This window comes from Priestia sp. SIMBA_032 (genome assembly GCF_046535215.1).
Lineage (GTDB): Bacteria > Bacillota > Bacilli > Bacillales > Bacillaceae_H > Priestia > Priestia aryabhattai.
This window is the reverse complement of record NZ_JAWRXD010000003.1, coordinates 265,615-283,337: the sequence shown is the minus strand read 5'-3', so window position 1 is coordinate 283,337 and position 17,723 is coordinate 265,615. Positions and strand designations below refer to the sequence as shown.

The following is a 17,723-nucleotide window of genomic DNA, read 5'->3' as shown; positions in this document are numbered from 1 at the left end:
AGCGCCTATACAGGCGCTTTTTTTATGTGAATGAATGGAAAATATCCGCTTCTTTATCTAGTAAATTTTAAACACCTCATGTAAAATTAGGAGAATGAGAACGATTAGGAAAGATGCTAGTGAGGGGTAGGTAAATATGAACGATGAACGAAAATAAAAAAATAGTCCGATTACATGCAGAAAATCATTCAGCTGAGGATCTAGGAATCATATTTGCTTACAAACAAAAAGGCGACCATCTTGTTTACATTATGTATCAAGGAGAAAGCGTTTCTGAGCAAAAAATACCTCTAGAAGAATGGGTCTCGTATGAGCATTTTTTCGAAGCGCTAAATAAAAAGAAAAAGCTTATGTACGAGCTTCAAATAAATGATAAACGCTATGTAGTAAACTTAACCCCTTTATCTTACACAGAAAAGCCTGAAATTATGGGACATTGCGTGAATATAACTAGTTATCAGGAGAAAAAAGAACAGATTCAGCCTTTTATTTATCATAACGCAGATGCTGTTGCTATCGTTGACTTAGAGGGTAAAACGCTTCAAGTGAACCCTGCGTTTGAGAATACATTTGGCTGGACGTTTGAAGAAATTTATCAAAAGCCTCTTCCGATTATACCTTCGTTTTTAAAGGAGCCAGTGTGCGAACTTCATAAGACTATTCAATCAGGTGAATCGAAAACGGAATTCGAGACGGTTAGACAGCATAAAGACGGTCATTTAATTAATGTAAGCGTCACATTATTCCGCGTTGAAAATATGAATGATTGGCCGTTATGCATTGCTTTTGTCTATCGAGATATAACATCGCGCAAGCAGGACGAGACGGCTTTAAAAGAAAGCGAACAGCGCTACCGAAGTTTGATTGAGTTATCCCCGGAAGCGATTATCGTTCATAGTGAAGGGAAAATTGATTATATCAACCCTGCAGGAGCCAAAGCGCTAGGATACAAGAATCCTCAGGACATATTAGGAGCTTGTGTTTATCAGTTTGTTCACTCTGATTACTATGATGTTGTAAAACAGCGAATTTATCGAATGAAAACAGAAAATAAATCTGTAGATCTGCAGGAGGAAAAGTTTATTCATAAAGACGGTCATACAATTGATGCCGAAACCATTGCCTTTCCTATTCCCTATATGGGAAAGCAGGCCATTCAAGTTTTGTTTCGGGATATTACAGAACGTAAAAAAACTGAAAAATTGCTGCGTGAATCCGCTCAGCTTTCCTTAGTCGGACAGTTAGCAGCGGGTATCGCTCACGAAATTCGAAACCCTCTGACGGCGGTAAAAGGATTTATGCAGTTATTAAAAGAAACGAGCGGTCAGCCTTACTATGTAGAAATGATAAATCATGAGTTAGATAGAATTGAATTGATTGCCGATGAATTCTTGAGCCTTGCAAAGCCTCAGGCGAAAACCTACAAAGACAAACACGTCCAAGATATTTTAGAGAATACGTTAAAGCTAGCTGAGGTGCAGGGGATTACAGAGAAAATTCACGTAAAAAAAGAGATAGATCTTCAGCTTCCTCTCGTATTATGCGAAGAAAACCAGTTAAAACAGGTGTTTAGCAATATATTTAAAAATGCAGTCGAATCTATGCCAAGTGGAGGAACTGTAACGATTCAGCTAAAAAGATTTAATCAAGAGAACCTTGTTATCCGGTTTAGCGACGAGGGGCCAGGCATCACGCAGGAGCGAATGCAGCATTTAGGAAAACCTTTTTATAGTACCAAAGAGAAAGGCACGGGGCTTGGACTGATGGTGTGCTATAAGATCATTCGAGAACATAGAGGAGAAATTAACTTTGTAAGTGCACTTGGAAAAGGAACTACCGTAGACATTCTTTTGCCTTTTAAAAAGTAGATTCTACTTTTATAAGCATGAAACCTTTTCTAAAGGGGAATACATGTTAGTGAACGAATAATGAGGTTAAAATAGGAGGGAATAAGATGGAACGCATTGAAACGGGAGAGATTTTTACAATTTTAGATGAAAATGATCAAGAGCAAGATATTGAAGTGCTTGGAAAAATGACGATTGAAGGGCACGATTATATTGCCGTTGCGTTTGTGGAAGAAGTTTTAATTGAAACAGAAGAAGAAATTGATGTTTTCTTTTTAAAAATTGAAGACGATGGTGAATGGTCTTCAATTGAAGATGATGATGAGTTCGAAAAGGTATCAGCCGTATTTGAGGAAATGACATCCGCGTAAAAAGAGAGGTTAAAACCTCTCTTTTTTTATCCCTAAATAATATAATATTTAGAATTTTTCTAAAAATATCTTGCTGAATTATTTTCCTTCATTTATGATGAATATGTAACATACCAACCGGTTAGTAAGTAAATGAAAGCGAGGGACCGCCGTGTATTTTTCTTACTCTGACAAAGTAGTGAAGCTGCAAAAAGAATTGAACTCTTTTATGGAAGAGCATATTTACCCAAATGAACGGCTATACGAACAACAGCTGAATGAACAGCCATCTAGATGGTCAGCTGTTCCTCCAATCATGGAAGAGTTAAAAGAAAAAGCAAAGCAAGCTGGGTTATGGAACTTATTTTTGCCAGAAAGCGAATACGGAGCAGGGCTAACAAATGTAGACTACGCTCCTCTTTGCGAAATTATGGGCCGTTCTATTATTGGACCAGAAGCTTTTAACTGCGGAGCTCCTGACACCGGCAATATGGAAGTGCTGGTTCGATACGGAACGCCTGAACAGAAAGAAAAATGGTTAAAGCCTCTGTTAAATGGAGACATTCGCTCCTGCTTTTCTATGACAGAACCGGATGTAGGTTCTTCTGATGCCACAAACATTCAGTGCAGTATTGTAAGAGAAGGCGATGAATATGTAATTAACGGAAGAAAATGGTGGTCTTCAGGTGCGGGAGATCCTCGCTGCAAAATTGCTATTGTCATGGGAAAAAGTGATTTTAACGCATCTAAATATGAACAGCAGTCTATGATTCTAGTTCCATTAAATACTCCAGGAGTTAAAATTGAACGAATGCTGCCAGTCTTTGGATACGATCACGCTCCTCATGGACACGCTGAAATCCATTATGACAATGTGCGTGTGCCAGCATCCAATATGCTTTTAGGCGAAGGGAAAGGGTTTGCTATTGCTCAAGGCAGATTAGGGCCTGGACGTATTCATCACTGCATGCGTCTAATAGGAGCAGCAGAAAGAGCGCTTGAAGAATTATGTAAGCGTATTCAAAGTCGTTCTACATTTAATAAGTTGCTTTCCCAGCAAGGAGTTATTCAAGAATGGGTGGCAGAATCCCGTATTGAAATTGAGCAAGCTCGCTTATTAACATTAAAAGCTGCTTATATGATGGACACAGTTGGGAACAAAAAAGCGCGGAAAGAAATTGCCATGATTAAAGTAATAGCTCCTGCTATGGCTTTAAAAGTCATTGATCGCGCCATTCAAGCATTTGGAGCAGCAGGTGTTTCAGAAGACACGCCGCTTGCGGCACTTTGGGCAAATGCTCGCACTCTTCGCCTCGCTGATGGTCCAGACGAAGTGCACAAAGCACAGCTTGCAAGACTTGAGCTAAAGTCCTATCAAGAACAGGAGGCAACATATGCACATAAAGGATTTGTTTGATTTAACTGGAAAAACAGCTATTATTACCGGCGGAGGCAGAGGGTTAGGAGAACAAATGGCAGAAGGGCTTGCAGAGGCAGGGGCAAATATTGTTCTATGTTCAAGAAAAAAAGAAGCATGTCAGCAAGTGGCTGATCGATTGGCCACCATGGGCGTAAAAACTCTCGCTTTAGCATGCGACATCAGTCAGCCTGAAGATATTAAAAATGTCGTGCATCAAACAATTGAAACGTTTGGACGCATCGATATTTTAATTAACAACAGCGGAGCTACGTGGGGTGCTCCAGTTGAAAAAATGCCTCTTGAAGCATGGCAAAAAGTAATGAATATTAATGTGACGGGCACGTTTTTAATGTCCCAAGAAGCTGGAAAAGAAATGATTAAACAAAAAGCTGGTAAGATTATTAACATTGCTTCAATTGCGGGTCTTGGAGGAACGGATCCTCAGTATATGGATACAATCGGGTACAACACGAGTAAAGGAGCGGTCATTACGTTCACGAAAGATTTAGCTGTCAAATGGGGACAGCATAATATTCAAGTTAATGCGATTGCGCCGGGGTTTTTCCCTACTAAGATGTCAGGTGCGATTATGGAACAAGGAAAAGATTATTTTCTAAGTCAAACCCCTTTAAAACGCTTTGGCTCCGAAGCTGATTTAAAAGGAGCGGCTGTTTTTCTTGCTTCTGCAGCGTCTAATTATATTACGGGTGATATTCTGACAGTAGACGGCGGAGTTCATGCTATGTGAATAAGAAAGGAGTAACTTGATGGAAGACGTTAAAAAATGGTTTACACCTTATCCAGAAGCCTACATCCATGACATTCACATCGAGGATATTTCACTATTTGATATGCTGAAAGAAACAGCCGAACGTTATCCTGCTCACACAGCCACGCGCATGTATCAGCATACGTTAACGTACCAGGAGCTGTACCACTCAGTGCTCGTATTTGCAGGAGCACTGCAGAAAAAAGGAATTAAAAAAGGAGATCGTGTAGCAATTATGCTGCCAAACTGTCCGCAATATATAATAAGCTATTTCGGCATTGTAGCAGCGGGCGGCATTGTTACTCAGGTCAATCCTATGCTTGTCGAACAAGAGCTAGAGCATATTTTAAACGATTCCGGGGCAAAAAAAATAATTCTACTTGATGATTTTTATACGAGACTTCAAGAGATAAGAAACCGCGTTGATATAGAAGAAGCGATAACTGTCAGCTTACAAAAACCTTTTGTTCCTACATCACCAGACCTTTCCTTCTTAGATTTTTTAACCATAAAACATGAATTTAATCAGCCGGTTATCCATCCATCACACGATATTGCTGTTCTTCAGTATACGGGAGGAACGACCGGACCATCTAAAGGTGCGATGCTTACACATACAAACATTTATACAAACGCAGTTCAATCATACGAAATATTTAAGCATGATATTGAATTAGGAAAAGAAAAATGCTTAACCGTTATTCCATTGTTTCACGTATTTGGCATGACTTCCTGTATGCATTTATCAATTCTTTGCGGAAATGAAATATTGCTATTGCCGCGTTTTGATTTGGAAGAAGTACTAAATACAATAAAAAAAGAGCAGCCTAGTATTTTTCCTGGCGTGCCAACTATGTATGTCGCGATTACCAATCATCCTCAGGCAGAAGAATACAACATCGAAAGTATTCGCATCTGCAACAGCGGCAGTGCGCCGATGCCTGTTGAGCTGATGAAAGAGTTCGAACGAAAAACGGGCGCTAAAGTGTTAGAAGGGTACGGCTTATCAGAAGCGTCCCCCGTCACGCATTGCAACCTGCCGTTTTGTGAACGAAAGCCGGGTACAGTCGGACTTGGCGTTCCGCAAACCGCTTATAAAATTGTTGATGTAGCTACAGGAACAAAAGAACTGCCAAGAGGAGAGCTTGGAGAAATAGTAATTAAAGGCCCTCAAGTTATGAAGGGTTATTGGAATCAGCCTGAAGAGACGGCTCACGCGCTTAGAAACGGCTGGCTGTACACAGGAGATATTGGACAGATAGATGAAGACGGGTATTTATCCATCGTTGATCGCAAAAAAGATATGATTATTGCGAGTGGTTTTAATGTGTACCCTCGAGATATTGAAGAAGTTTTATACGAACACAGCCACATTAAAGAAGCCGTTGTAATTGGTGTGCCGCATCCTTACAGAGGAGAAACCATTAAAGCGATTTTGGTAGTGAAAGAAGGGAAATCTCTTTCCGAAGAAGAGCTTACTTCTTATTGTCGACAGCACCTTGCAGCTTACAAAATTCCGCGAATCTTTGAGTTTCGCGCTGAGCTTCCTAAGACCAATGTAGGAAAGATTTTGCGACGGGCACTGCGAGAAGAAGTGGTGAAAGAAACAACGTAAATAAGCTGAACATAAACAAACTTTTTCAAAAGCTCCCTCTAAGCCATGGTATAATTTGTGAAAATGAGAAAAGACAGAGAGGGTTTGACGATGAAAGATTTGATGATGGAACGAAGCATTCAGCTTTTTGCTCAAAAAGGTTTCAAAGAAACGTCGATTCAAGATATTGTAAATGAATTAAATGTCACAAAAGGAACGTTTTATTATTATTTTAAAAGCAAGCAAGAGCTTTTAATGGATATTCACCTTCAATATATTGAAAGGTTAATAGAAAACCAAGAGACGATTCTTGCAGATAAAACGACATCTTATCCAGAAAAGCTGCACAGCATTATTTTTAAACTTGTTCATGGTATCGAGAAAGAAGGGCTTCGAGCTAAAGTATTTTTTCGAGAGATGCGTCATTTGAGTGAAGAACACTTAGAACAAATCATTCCAAAGCGCGATCGTTTTAAAGAAAACGTACAGGAAATTATTGAAAAAGGAATGGAAGCAGGGCAATTCCGTTCAGATTTGCCTTCAGATATCGTGACGCTAGGCATATTAGGAATGACAAATTGGAGCTATTTTTGGTTTCAGCCGGATGGTGAAAAATCAGATCGAGAAGTTGCGGCTATTTTTTACAAGATGCTGATGAAAGGTATTCAGTCATAGTAGCTGCTGGGCTAGACAGTGCTCGTAAAAGGCGGGAAAGTATAGGCTCTTTCTCTCCTTTTATATTAAAAGGAGGCTATAACATGAATAGTAAAGATATACAGCGTATTGCTGTTATTGGAGCAGGACAAATGGGACATCAAATCGGTATGCTTTGTGCACTTGGAGGATATGAAACAATTATTCAAGATATGAATGAACAATCACTCATTAAGGCTAAAAATAAGCTGGAAGCAATTATAGGCAAATGGGTTCATAAAGGCAAAATCTCTTCTGATGCTAAAGAAGCCGCATTTAAAAGGTTGTCTTTTACAAACACATTAAAGGAAGCGGTTTCAAATGCTGATTTTGTCATTGAAGCCGTTGTAGAAAAGTTAGATGTAAAACAAAGCGTTTTTAAGGAAATAGATGAGTACGCACCAAGTCACGCCATTTTAGCATCCAATAGTTCAACAATTGTTAATTCGCTTATTGCAAGTGCAACAAACCGTCCAGAGCAAATCGTTAACATGCATTTCTTTTTTCCTCCTCTTGTAATGGACTGCGTAGAAGTTGTGATGAGTGAAAAGACAAGTGAAAAAACAGCTCAAACGACCATGGAAGTTTGTAAGCAAATTAATCGCACAGCAGTCCTTCTGAAAAAAGAAATCTCAGGTTTTATCGCCAATCGAATTTTAGGAGCGTTGCAAAAAGAAGCCATTTTCCTTTACGAAAATGGATACGCAGATTTTGAAGACATTGATACGATTTGCAAAAAAGCGCTCAATCACCCGATCGGTCCTTTTGAATTGATGGATCTCTCGGGAATTGACGTCGGATATTTTGTGATGCAGCAGCGCTATAGTGAAACGGGGGATCCAGAGGACAAGCCAGCTGCGTGCATTGAAGAAAAAGTTCAAAAAGGCGAGCTTGGACGTAAAACAGGAAAAGGTTTTTACACATACCACACACAAGGAGTGAAGCAATGATGAAAAAATTTGTACGCGTTGAAAAAGAAGAAAAAATGGCTATTGTAACGATTGATAACCCTCCTTTAAATGTAATGAGTCAGGCTGTTGTGCAGCAGCTTGAAGAAATGTATGAAGAGCTTAGTAAAGATCCTGATGTCATTACAATTATTTTAACAGGAGCGGGCGACCGGGCGTTTATGGCTGGAGCTGATATTAAAGAATTTCCTCAGTTAATGGGACAAAGCGGCATTAAAGAAGAGTTTATGAAAACCCATCGCGTTTTGCAAAAACTTGAAAATGTTGAAAAACCAACAATTGTCGTGTTAAACGGTTTAACGTTTGGGGGAGGGTGCGAACTTGCGCTAACTGCTGATATACGCATTGCCGAAGAACATGCTCAAATCGGTCTTCCGGAAGTGAAGCTCGGATTGTTTCCTGGAGGCGGCGGAACTCAGCGCCTTCCACGCGTAATCGGCGTATCTAAAGCTAAAGAGTGGATGTTTGCCGGAAGTCCTGTTTCTGCAGAAGAAGCGCTTCATGCAGGCTTTGCTAATCATGTAACGCCTAAAGGAAAAGGGCTCGAAAAAGCAAAAGAGCTGGCTAAGAAATTTAACCGTCACTCTCTTCCGTCACTTTCTCGAATTAAGACAGCGGTAAACGAAGGAATGAATCGTACATTATCTGAAGGTCTTGAACTTGAGGCAGAGCTGTTTGAAGAAGTCTTTCAAACAGAAGATATTAAAGAAGGAGTATCAGCATTTATTGAAAAGCGTCCCGCTGTTTTTTCACATAAGTAAAGGAGGAGAAGATCATGTATGAAACACAGGTCAAAGTGCGCTTTTGCGAAACAGACGCACTCGGTCACATTAACAATACAAGCTATTTCATTTATTTAGAAGAGGCCCGGATTGCTTTTTTTGAAGAAATGGGAGCATCTATGCATACAAAAAAGTGGGAGTATATTTTAGCCTCTACTAAATGTGATTTTGTTGTGCAAGGTTATTTTAATCAAGTGCTAATGATTAAAACCTTTGTATCTAATGTCGGCAATAAAAGCTTTACAATTGGCCATGAAATTACCGACAGCAAGACGGGATCGCTGATTGCTAAAGGAGAAGCTGTCATCGTGTACTTTGATTTTGATGCACAAAAAAGCGTTTCTATTCCAGCGGATATTAAGCAGTTTTTGATGAATTATAAAGTAGCTGTTTAACTATAAAAAAGCAGGTGGTAAAAGAATGTCACAAATCATTCCTGTACGAAAAGGAGAGGAATTAAACACGGAAAAACTGCATCAGTTTCTCCGTGTTTCGATTCCTGATTTACCTAAAGAGCCTCTTGTAATCAAGCAATTTGGATCAGGTGCGTCCAATTTAACCTACGCTCTTTCAGTCGGAGAGTGGGAGGCGGTGTTGAGACGCCCGCCATTTGGGCCAGTTGCACCAAAAGCGCATGACATGGAAAGAGAATACAAGATTTTATCTATTTTATCGAAGTCTTTCCCTCTCGCTCCTAGGCCTTATGTTTTTTGTGAAGATGAAACGGTGGTCGGGAAATCCTTTTTTTTAATGGAGAGAAAGCACGGTGTTCTCATCGACACAGCGTTTCCAGAAGACGTGAAAGGAACTAGCGAACTTTGCCGTTGTATTTCAGAACAAATGGTGGATGTCCTTGTTCAGCTTCATGATGTTCCTTATAAAGGTACGCTCCTTGAAAAAATGAGCAAGCCTGAAGGTTTTTTAGAACGTCAAGTACACGGCTGGATTCATCGTTATGAAAAATCAAAAACAAGTGACATACCGGAAGTAGAAGCACTAAAGAAATGGTTGACCACACACATCCCCACTTCACAGCATTCAACCATTATTCACTATGATTATAAGCTTAACAATACGTTATTTTCACCGGATGGAAAGAAAATTGTAGGATTATTCGACTGGGAAATGACAACCGTTGGAGACCCGCTTGCTGATTTGGGAGTTGCGATGAGCTATTGGATGGAAGACGGCGACCCTGAACTTTTAAAAAGAGGATTGGGGAACCCGCCTGTTACTGTGCAAAAAAGCTTTTATTCCCGTCGAGATTTTGTAGAAGCGTATGCTAAAAAAAGCGGAAGAGATGTTTCACCCATTGACTTTTACCTAAAGTTTGCGTACTTCAAACTTGCTATCATTTGTCAGCAAATTTATTACCGTTATAAAAAAGGCCAAACAAATGATGAACGATTTTCACAATTTGGAGATTATGTAAAAACACTAATTATTCATGCTCTGCACAAAGAACGAGGACATATATGAAAGGAAAAGTTCACGTGATATTAAAAAAAGAAGAGCTTCTCGCCAAAAAGCTAGAAGGAAAAACGGTTGTTATATTTGACATCTTATTAGCTACATCAACAATTGCCGTTGCTTTACAGCAAGGAGCAACAGAAGTTATTCCAGTAAAAAACGAAGAAGAAGCGCGTGAAAAAGCAAAAACGTACAAGCCTGATGATATTGCGCTTGTAGGCGAATATAGAGGGAAAACGATTGAAGGCTTTTTTGATCCAAGCCCCAGCACGTTAAAGCAGCATGTTCAAAATAAAACAGTTATTTTGTCCACGACTAACGGAACCGTAGCCATTCATAACGTTGAAAAAGCAAACCATGTCTATGCAGCTTCGCTTTTAAACGGAGAAGCGGTTGCCAGTGCTGTTTGTCAACCAAGTCAAGATGAAACTGTTTTATTAGTTTGTTCAGGTTCATCCAATCGCTTCTGTCTAGAAGATTTATATGGAGCGGGGTACTTTATAAGTTGTCTGCTGCAACTAAAAAAATTTCATTTAACGGATGCTGCAAAAGCCGCACTGCTTTTATATGAGGCTTATGAGCATTCACCTGTTGAAATATTGAAGCGCTCAGCCGTAGGAGAAATGCTCACTCAGTATGGCTTTCTAGAAGAAATTGACTTTGTAAGCCGAAAAAACGTCTATTCCGTAGTTCCTAAGGTAGTGAAAAAAAAGCTAGTAAACGGGGAGGAAACGATATGTCTGAAATGAAAACCGAAGCAAAAGGTGGATCATTTTTACTAAAAAAAACACCTGCGCATCACGTTTATACACCCGAAGACTTAACGGATGAGCATCGGATGATTGCTCAGACAGCAAAGAAGTTTATTGAAAAAGAAGTAGACCCTTACCATAATGACATTGAGCAGCAAGATTTTAATAAAGTAGTAGAATTGATGCATAAAGCAGGCGAGCTTGGACTTCTTGCTCACAGTATTCCAGAAACATATGGAGGACTAGGTCTTGATAAAGTAAGCAAAGGACTCGTCGGTGAAATCATTGGCCGGACAAGCGGATATGGAGTGGCTCATTCTAATCATACATGCATTGCGACCCTTCCTATTACGTATTTTGGCACCAAGAAGCAAAAAGAAAAATACTTGCCTAAATTGGCAAGCGGTGAATATATTGGCGCCTACTGTTTGACAGAGCCAGAAGCTGGTTCTGATGCTCTTGCAGCCCAAACAAAAGCCGTATTAAACCCTGAAAAAACGCATTATGTATTAAATGGAACGAAGCAGTACATTACCAATGCTGCTTTTTCAGATACGTTCATCACATATGCAAAAGTAGACGGAGAACATTTTACCGCTTTTATTGTAGAAAAAGATTTTGAAGGACTGTCTCTCGGGCCGGAAGAAAAGAAAATGGGGATTAAAGGATCATCTACTCGTCCAGTTATTTATGAAGATTGCTTAGTACCCGTAGAAAACGTACTTGGACAAGTAGGAAAAGGTCACTTGATTGCGTTGAACGTCTTAAACCTGGGACGTTTTAACTTAGGTTCTGCGTGTATGGGCGCAGCGAAATATGCGTTTGAACTTGCTTTAGCTTATACAAAAGAACGCAAGCAGTTTAAAACAGCTATTGCGGAATTTAATGCTTCAAAAGAAAAAATAGCAAAAATGGCGGCTCGTATTTTTGCATCTGAATCTATTCAGTACCGTACAGCTGGTTTACTAGAAGAGGCGCTTGGTGGCCTATATGAAAGTGAAAATCATAAGTTAGTAGCTAAACAGCTGGCTGAATTTGCAATGGAATGTTCAGTTTGTAAAGTGTATGGTTCAGAAACTCTTGATTTAATTGCCGATGAATCGCTGCAGCTTCATGGCGGCGCAGGGTTTATTCAAGAATATAAAATAGAACAAGTATATCGTGACTCACGCATCAATCGTATTTTTGAAGGTACAAATGAAATCAACCGCCTTTTGCTTCCAACTCAGCTTCTAAAAAAAGCGGGCAAAGGAGAAATAGAGCTGAGTAAACAAGTAGAGCATGCCGTTAGTGAATTGATGAGCGGTCAGTGGGAAATATCTTCAAATAAACTTCTAGCACGAGAAAAGCAGGCTGTTATTACAACAAGACACTTGTTTCTTGCTTTGTTAGGAACAGCATTCCAAACGTTTCAAGAAAATCTAGCGCAAGAACAAGAAACGCTGATGAAATTAGCAGAAATTGCTGTTGGACTATTTGCTATGGAGTCATCTGTGCTGCGCGCGGAAAAAGCCGTAAACAAAAATGGAGAAGAAAAAGAAACGTTAAAAAGCAAGCTGACAGCAACGGTTGTTAGTGAAACGCTCTTTGAAATTGAAAAGCAGGCTCGACAATTAATAAACGGGATGTTGACGGGTGAAAAACACCGACAGTACCGCACAATTCTTGGGAAATGGATGAATGATTTGCAAAGTGAAGGAGAGTTCACGCGCAATCGAGGCATTGCCCGTGAATTTATCGACAGCGGGCGATATGTTGTATAAGGAGGGATATTATGCGTTTTGAAGGGCAAATAGCTGTTATTACAGGAGCTGGAAGCGGCATTGGAGAAGCAACTGCTCAGAGAATGGCGAAAGAAGGCGCTCGCGTCATTCTTGTCGGGCGAACGAAAGAAAAACTAGTACAGGCTGCATCCGCTATTGACACACGTTGTGAACGAAAATGCACGGATATTTTCCTAGCTGATGTAACGAAAGAAAGAGACGTCAAAGAGCTGGCTGCGTTTATAAAAGAAAAGTATGGACAAATACATTTATTAATTAATAATGCAGGCGGATCAGTTAATTCAACAATTAAAGAAACAACTCTTGAACAGTGGAAACACGTGCAGGACGTCAATTTAACAAGCGTATTTCTTGTAACAAAACATTTAATTCCTTTGTTAACTGAAGAGATAGGAGGAAATCGATCTATTGTTAACATCGCTTCTCTCTCAGGACATAAAGCAGGTGCACAAATTCCCCACTACAGCGCTGCTAAAGCTGCTTTAATTAACTTTACAAAAGCAATGGCATTTGAATTAGCACCTCACGGAGTCAGAGTAAACTCTGTGTCTCCTGGATTCGTAGAAACACCTTTAACACAGTCTGGACTTGAAAATGAGCGCTTCACTAAGGCAATCGAAAAAAATACGGCTTTAAAACGTATAGGTAAACCAGAGGAAATTGCAAATGTTATTGCTTTTGCAGCGTCTAAAGAGGCATCGTATATGACAGGAAGTGATTTATTAGTAGACGGCGGATGGCTTATCGTTTAATGAAAAGTAAAGAGGAGGGAATCCGAATTATGAGTGATTTAGTAGTAGAAAAGCAGGGGAATATTTTATCTTTAACGTTAAATCGTCCGGATCGTTTAAATGCATTCAGTGAGGAAATGATTGAAAAGTTAACATTTGAAATAAAACAGGCACAAAGCGATGAGTCTATTAAAGTCGTTATATTAAATGGAGCAGGGCGCTCGTTTTCTGCCGGAGGCGATGTAAAAACGATGGGTCAAGCATCCGGAGCTGATGTTTATGAACATATCGGCCGTTTAAATGAATGTATCTTAGCGATGCAAAATTTAGAGAAGCCAATTATTTCAGCAGTTCATGGATTTGCAGCAGGAGCAGCTTTTAATTTAGCTCTCGCTTCTGACTTTATCATTGCTTCAGAAGAAAGCCGGTTCGTATTAAGCTTTTCTCAAGTTGGCTTGATTTCAGACGGAGGAGGTCTTTACTTTCTTACAAAGGTCGTCGGCCCTCACAGAGCTAAGGAACTGTTATTTTTAGGAGAGCCTATGGATGCCGACACAGCTTACAAAGCTGGTTTTTTAAACCGTGTAGTGCCGTTAAATCAGCTGAAAGATGAGGTTACATCCTTTGCAAGCCGCTTATCACAAGGACCGACTAAAGCGTATGGAAAAATGAAAAAAATTGTTAATGATTCATTCCATTTAACGTTAGAACAAGTTCTCGAACAGGAAAGGCTAACGCAAGTTCTTATGGTAGAAACGAGGGATCACCAGGAAGGAATATCCGCGTTTAAAGAAAAAAGAAAGCCACTATTTCAAGGGAAATAAAAGGGGGATCTATGATGAAAGCCATTCAATTTACGCAGTACGGAGGACCTGATGTTCTGCAAGTTATCGATATTGCACGCCCTGTACCGAAAAAGAAAGATGTGCTCATTAAAGTTGCGGCAATTGGCGTTAATTACGCCGACGCTGCGCGGCGTGAAGGAGCATATGTAGTAGAAACACCGCTTCCTTTTATTCCAGGCTCTGAAGTTGCGGGAGAAGTGGTCGAAGTAGGTGAAGATGTAAAAGGAATAAAAGTAGGGACAAAGGTTGTGACGCTGCTCGGGTCTAATCGTGCAACAGGCTACGCTGAGTACACGCTGGCAGATTCAAGAGGGCTCATTCCTTTGCTGGACGATGTGGATTTAACACAAGCGGTTGCTTTGCCTCTTCAAGGACTAACGGCTTATCATATTTTAAAAACAATGGGTCGCCTTGAAAAAGGAGAAACCGTCATCGTTCATGCGGCAGCAGGCGGTGTTGGAACCTTAGCTGTTCAGCTTGCTAAAATTTTTGGAGCTGGAAAAGTCATTGCTACAGCGAGTTCCAAAGAAAAGCTTGAGCTTGCAAAAAATCTCGGAGCTGACGAAGCGATTAACTATACAGAAACAGGATGGGAAAAACAAATTTTGGAAATAACAGAAGGAAAAGGAGCCGATATTATTTTAGAAATGGTAGGAGGGCATATATTCTATGAATCTCTTCAATGTCTTGCACCATTTGGGCGTCTCGTTTTTTACGGCATGGCTAGCGGAAAACCTGTAAAATTTAACCCTGCCCGCCTGATGGAGAAAAATCAATCGGTTCTTGGTTTTTTCTTGCCTCAAATGATGGCAAAACCAACGCTTTATCAGCAAAGCCTGCATGAACTATTAAACTACGTAAATGCTGGTCAGTTAAAACTGATGCTAGGCGGTACATTTTCACTTGATAAAGCGGCAGATGTACATCGTCTGCTTCAAGGAAGAAAAACGATCGGAAAATTAGTGTTAGTTCCTTAACAAAACAGCTTCCGTCTCTAATAGAGACGGAAGCTGTTTTGTTTAAAAAATTGGCTCTTACATGCCAAAAATTTAGAAGATGATTAATAATTTGGCGCAAAAATCAATATTTTTTACTAATTTCTTCTATATTTTAACGCTGGCATGGAAGTTGCATAATAAGTATTTGAACGTATAAAGGAGGAATTGAATATGGTGAGAAATGGAACAGACCGCGTGAAGCGGGGAATGGCGGAAATGCAAAAAGGCGGCGTTATCATGGACGTGATCAATGCAGAACAGGCAAAAATTGCAGAAGCAGCAGGCGCTGTTGCCGTTATGGCATTAGAGCGTGTTCCAGCTGATATTCGTGCAGCAGGCGGCGTGTCTCGTATGGCAGACCCAACAATTGTTGAAGAAGTGATGAACGCTGTGTCCATCCCAGTTATGGCAAAAGCTCGTATCGGTCATATTGTTGAAGCACGCGTGCTAGAAGCAATGGGTGTAGACTACATTGACGAAAGTGAAGTACTCACTCCAGCTGATGAGGAATACCACCTTAACAAAAGTACATTTACGGTTCCATTTGTATGCGGATGCCGTGATTTAGGGGAAGCAGCAAGACGAATTGGTGAAGGTGCCTCGATGCTTCGTACAAAAGGCGAACCAGGAACAGGAAACATCGTCGAAGCAGTGCGTCATATGCGCCAAGTAAACGCTCAAGTACGTAAAGTTGTAGGCATGGATGAAGACGAGTTAATGACAGAAGCAAAACTATTAGGTGCGCCTTATGAGCTATTACTGCAAATTAAACGTGAAGGCCGCTTACCGGTTGTAAACTTTGCAGCAGGCGGCGTAGCAACACCCGCGGACGCAGCGTTAATGATGCAGCTTGGAGCAGACGGTGTATTTGTTGGATCAGGAATCTTCAAATCAGACAACCCTGAAAAATTTGCGCGAGCAATCGTGGAGGCAACAACGCATTATCACGACTATGAACTGATTGCAAGCTTATCAAAAGGATTAGGAAGTGCAATGAAAGGAATTGAAATTTCATCGTTATTACCAGAAAATCGCATGCAAGAACGCGGCTGGTAATAAGTAATAACTTTTAAACTTAGTTAGGAGAATGATCATGGGGAAATATACGATAGTCGATAAAGAAACGTGTATTGCATGCGGTGCATGCGGAGCTGCGGCACCTGATATTTATGATTATGATGATGAAGGAATTGCGTTTGTTATACTTGATGATAATCAAGGCACGGCTGAAGTGCCCCAAGAGCTGGAAGACGATTTAATAGATGCGTTTGAAGGCTGTCCAACAGAGTCCATCCGTATAGCAGATGAAAAGTTTGATGGAGACTCGAATAAATTTCAATAAAGCGGAATAAATAAAAAAATAGAAAGTTTTTTAAAAGAAAAGAAGGATTTTGTCTAGAAAAGGCGAAATATTAGTTGTGTAAGAACATATCTTTTTAAAAATGAAAGCACTTACATAACTAGAGGCATATGAGTTAATCTCATTTGATTTTTCAGAATTATTAGTGTAAAAGTGCGGAGTAATCAAATAGTTTTTAAAAGGAGATTAAGGGGCATGCAAATACTGAATACAGTCATTGTGACAGGATATGCAAAAGCTCCACAGGGAACTTCCATGTATGAAATGTATAAGCATGCGGGAATTGTACTAGAAGTGGATCTGACAGAGCATAAAATTGTAAATGCTGAGTTTACGTTTATTACGGAGCTGACGCAAAATTTTTTCCGGAAGCTGCTTATTGGTTACTGCCTTGCAGATGGAATTGAACCTCTTATTGAACGTATTCAAAATTATTATTTTGCTCCATCTCAACAGGCGATTATCGTAGCGCTTCAGGCTGCAATCCAACGTTACTGGGATAATGTAAATCAAAAAATTACATAGCGTTTGGTTAGAATAAAGTGAGAAGACAACCTCTTTTCATGGTCTTATTAAAACCAAGCAGACACACACGCTTTACAAAGAGTGGGGACATCCCTGTTTCTTTGGGGAGTCATTGTGTCCTGCTTGGTTTTTTTCGTGTAAAGCGCTGTGAAATATAAAAAGAAAAGGAGGAAATAAAATGAATAAAATCATCACGCGCGAAGAAGCAGTAGGAAAAATAACAGATGGCGCACGCATTATGGTAGGTGGATTTGGTCTTGTTGGAAGCCCGCTTAGCCTGATTGAAGCAATTGCCAAATCAAATCTTAAAGATTTAGAGATTATTAGTAATAACCTCGGTGAACCTGGAAAAGGATTAGGTGTATTAGTTCAAAAAAAACAAGTAAAAAAAGCCATAGGGTCTTATTTTACTTCTAACCCTGAGGTTGTACACGCTTATCAAAAACAAGAACTTCAAGTGGAGCTCATCCCGCAAGGAACAATGTCCGAGGCTATTCGAGCAGGAGGAGCAGGCATAGGTGGGTTTTACACGCCTGTTAGCGTAGGGACTCAGCTCGCTGAAGGAAAAGAAGAACGAGTGTTAAAAGGAAAAAAATATGTTTTGCAAGAATCGCTGCACGCAGATGTAGCGCTTATAAAGGCTAAAAAAGCAGATCGACTCGGAAATCTTATTTACAGCAAATCAGCAAGAAACTTTAATCCCATGATGGCAACGGCTGCTGATATCGTGATTGTTGAAGTAGAAGAAGTGGTTGAAGTTGGGCAGATTTCTCCTGAAGAAATTATCACTCCTCATTTATACGTTACTTATATCGTAGTGAAAGGAGAAAAATAA

Annotated in this window: 19 protein-coding genes; all 19 read left to right on the top strand. The window is 40.0% G+C overall.

The features are described 5' to 3' along the window. Nucleotides 1–143 precede the first annotated feature (143 nt). The 19 genes from SB717_RS11585 (at nucleotide 144) to SB717_RS11495 (ending at nucleotide 17,723) form a co-directional block, all read left to right on the top strand. Entirely contained in the window at nucleotides 144–1,868 is a 1,725-nt protein-coding gene (locus tag SB717_RS11585; RefSeq protein WP_410903765.1) for a PAS domain-containing sensor histidine kinase, read from the top strand. 86 nt (nucleotides 1,869–1,954) lie between these two features. Then, nucleotides 1,955–2,218: a DUF1292 domain-containing protein gene (locus SB717_RS11580; protein ID WP_013057050.1), complete on the top strand. Its 264-nt coding sequence runs from the start codon at nucleotides 1,955–1,957 to the stop codon at nucleotides 2,216–2,218. A gap of 151 nt (nucleotides 2,219–2,369) precedes the next feature. After that, entirely contained in the window at nucleotides 2,370–3,614 is a 1,245-nt protein-coding gene (locus SB717_RS11575; protein ID WP_029714273.1) for an acyl-CoA dehydrogenase, read from the top strand. Further along, a complete protein-coding gene (locus SB717_RS11570; RefSeq protein ID WP_074681283.1) occupies nucleotides 3,592–4,365 on the top strand; it encodes an SDR family oxidoreductase in 774 nt (257 codons plus the stop codon). The genes SB717_RS11575 and SB717_RS11570 overlap by 23 nt, the downstream gene beginning before the upstream one ends. A gap of 19 nt (nucleotides 4,366–4,384) precedes the next feature. After that, nucleotides 4,385–6,001: a long-chain-fatty-acid--CoA ligase gene (locus SB717_RS11565; RefSeq protein ID WP_410903764.1), complete on the top strand. Its 1,617-nt coding sequence runs from the start codon at nucleotides 4,385–4,387 to the stop codon at nucleotides 5,999–6,001. A 90-nt stretch (nucleotides 6,002–6,091) separates the two neighbouring features. Further along, on the top strand, nucleotides 6,092–6,655 hold the full coding sequence (locus SB717_RS11560; RefSeq protein WP_029714277.1) for a TetR/AcrR family transcriptional regulator: 564 nt from the start codon (nucleotides 6,092–6,094) through the stop codon (nucleotides 6,653–6,655). An 83-nt stretch (nucleotides 6,656–6,738) separates the two neighbouring features. Further along, nucleotides 6,739–7,623 carry a 3-hydroxyacyl-CoA dehydrogenase family protein gene (locus SB717_RS11555; protein WP_074681279.1) on the top strand — a complete coding sequence of 295 codons (885 nt, stop codon included), beginning with the start codon at nucleotides 6,739–6,741 and terminating at the stop codon, nucleotides 7,621–7,623. Continuing rightward, nucleotides 7,620–8,402, top strand: coding sequence for an enoyl-CoA hydratase (locus SB717_RS11550; protein WP_410903763.1), 783 nt, complete (start codon nucleotides 7,620–7,622; stop codon nucleotides 8,400–8,402). The genes SB717_RS11555 and SB717_RS11550 overlap by 4 nt, the downstream gene beginning before the upstream one ends. A gap of 14 nt (nucleotides 8,403–8,416) precedes the next feature. Further along, nucleotides 8,417–8,818, top strand: coding sequence for an acyl-CoA thioesterase (locus SB717_RS11545; protein ID WP_410903762.1), 402 nt, complete (start codon nucleotides 8,417–8,419; stop codon nucleotides 8,816–8,818). A gap of 25 nt (nucleotides 8,819–8,843) precedes the next feature. Next, nucleotides 8,844–9,902, top strand: coding sequence for a phosphotransferase family protein (locus SB717_RS11540; protein ID WP_029714281.1), 1,059 nt, complete (start codon nucleotides 8,844–8,846; stop codon nucleotides 9,900–9,902). Continuing rightward, on the top strand, nucleotides 9,899–10,642 hold the full coding sequence (locus tag SB717_RS11535) for a 2-phosphosulfolactate phosphatase (RefSeq protein ID WP_410903761.1): 744 nt from the start codon (nucleotides 9,899–9,901) through the stop codon (nucleotides 10,640–10,642). Before SB717_RS11540 ends, SB717_RS11535 begins: the two co-directional genes overlap by 4 nt. Then, the gene (locus tag SB717_RS11530) at nucleotides 10,630–12,408 is read left to right on the top strand and encodes an acyl-CoA dehydrogenase family protein (RefSeq protein WP_410903760.1); all 1,779 of its coding nucleotides are present in this window, start codon (nucleotides 10,630–10,632) and stop codon (nucleotides 12,406–12,408) included. The genes SB717_RS11535 and SB717_RS11530 overlap by 13 nt, the downstream gene beginning before the upstream one ends. 11 nt (nucleotides 12,409–12,419) lie before the next feature. Beyond that, a complete protein-coding gene (locus SB717_RS11525) occupies nucleotides 12,420–13,181 on the top strand; it encodes an SDR family NAD(P)-dependent oxidoreductase (RefSeq protein ID WP_410903759.1) in 762 nt (253 codons plus the stop codon). A gap of 29 nt (nucleotides 13,182–13,210) precedes the next feature. Beyond that, complete coding sequence (locus SB717_RS11520) at nucleotides 13,211–13,984, top strand: enoyl-CoA hydratase/isomerase family protein (RefSeq protein WP_308201684.1); 774 nt, start codon at nucleotides 13,211–13,213, stop codon at nucleotides 13,982–13,984. Nucleotides 13,985–13,998: 14 nt separating this feature from the next. Beyond that, the gene (locus SB717_RS11515; protein ID WP_410903973.1) at nucleotides 13,999–14,982 is read left to right on the top strand and encodes a quinone oxidoreductase family protein; all 984 of its coding nucleotides are present in this window, start codon (nucleotides 13,999–14,001) and stop codon (nucleotides 14,980–14,982) included. A 192-nt stretch (nucleotides 14,983–15,174) separates the two neighbouring features. Next, nucleotides 15,175–16,059 carry a pyridoxal 5'-phosphate synthase lyase subunit PdxS gene (gene pdxS, locus SB717_RS11510; RefSeq protein ID WP_410903758.1) on the top strand — a complete coding sequence of 295 codons (885 nt, stop codon included), beginning with the start codon at nucleotides 15,175–15,177 and terminating at the stop codon, nucleotides 16,057–16,059. A gap of 37 nt (nucleotides 16,060–16,096) precedes the next feature. Then, a complete protein-coding gene (locus SB717_RS11505) occupies nucleotides 16,097–16,345 on the top strand; it encodes a ferredoxin (RefSeq protein WP_013083172.1) in 249 nt (82 codons plus the stop codon). A 213-nt stretch (nucleotides 16,346–16,558) separates the two neighbouring features. Beyond that, nucleotides 16,559–16,888 (top strand): DUF3870 domain-containing protein, encoded by a 330-nt coding sequence (locus tag SB717_RS11500; RefSeq protein WP_013057066.1) that lies wholly within the window; start codon nucleotides 16,559–16,561, stop codon nucleotides 16,886–16,888. Nucleotides 16,889–17,066: 178 nt separating this feature from the next. Beyond that, nucleotides 17,067–17,723, top strand: coding sequence for a CoA transferase subunit A (locus SB717_RS11495; protein WP_029714288.1), 657 nt, complete (start codon nucleotides 17,067–17,069; stop codon nucleotides 17,721–17,723).

Coding starts and splice junctions, on each gene's coding strand:
- SB717_RS11515 (WP_410903973.1), top strand. CDS start 13,999: ATGAAAGCCATTCAATTTACGCAGTACGGAGGACCTGATGTTCTGCAA.
- SB717_RS11495 (WP_029714288.1), top strand. CDS start 17,067: ATGAATAAAATCATCACGCGCGAAGAAGCAGTAGGAAAAATAACAGAT.
- SB717_RS11500 (WP_013057066.1), top strand. CDS start 16,559: ATGCAAATACTGAATACAGTCATTGTGACAGGATATGCAAAAGCTCCA.
- SB717_RS11565 (WP_410903764.1), top strand. CDS start 4,385: ATGGAAGACGTTAAAAAATGGTTTACACCTTATCCAGAAGCCTACATC.
- SB717_RS11550 (WP_410903763.1), top strand. CDS start 7,620: ATGATGAAAAAATTTGTACGCGTTGAAAAAGAAGAAAAAATGGCTATT.
- pdxS (WP_410903758.1), top strand. CDS start 15,175: ATGGTGAGAAATGGAACAGACCGCGTGAAGCGGGGAATGGCGGAAATG.
- SB717_RS11535 (WP_410903761.1), top strand. CDS start 9,899: ATGAAAGGAAAAGTTCACGTGATATTAAAAAAAGAAGAGCTTCTCGCC.
- SB717_RS11560 (WP_029714277.1), top strand. CDS start 6,092: ATGAAAGATTTGATGATGGAACGAAGCATTCAGCTTTTTGCTCAAAAA.
- SB717_RS11530 (WP_410903760.1), top strand. CDS start 10,630: ATGTCTGAAATGAAAACCGAAGCAAAAGGTGGATCATTTTTACTAAAA.
- SB717_RS11520 (WP_308201684.1), top strand. CDS start 13,211: ATGAGTGATTTAGTAGTAGAAAAGCAGGGGAATATTTTATCTTTAACG.
- SB717_RS11545 (WP_410903762.1), top strand. CDS start 8,417: ATGTATGAAACACAGGTCAAAGTGCGCTTTTGCGAAACAGACGCACTC.
- SB717_RS11505 (WP_013083172.1), top strand. CDS start 16,097: ATGGGGAAATATACGATAGTCGATAAAGAAACGTGTATTGCATGCGGT.
- SB717_RS11585 (WP_410903765.1), top strand. CDS start 144: ATGAACGAAAATAAAAAAATAGTCCGATTACATGCAGAAAATCATTCA.
- SB717_RS11525 (WP_410903759.1), top strand. CDS start 12,420: ATGCGTTTTGAAGGGCAAATAGCTGTTATTACAGGAGCTGGAAGCGGC.
- SB717_RS11555 (WP_074681279.1), top strand. CDS start 6,739: ATGAATAGTAAAGATATACAGCGTATTGCTGTTATTGGAGCAGGACAA.
- SB717_RS11570 (WP_074681283.1), top strand. CDS start 3,592: ATGCACATAAAGGATTTGTTTGATTTAACTGGAAAAACAGCTATTATT.
- SB717_RS11580 (WP_013057050.1), top strand. CDS start 1,955: ATGGAACGCATTGAAACGGGAGAGATTTTTACAATTTTAGATGAAAAT.
- SB717_RS11540 (WP_029714281.1), top strand. CDS start 8,844: ATGTCACAAATCATTCCTGTACGAAAAGGAGAGGAATTAAACACGGAA.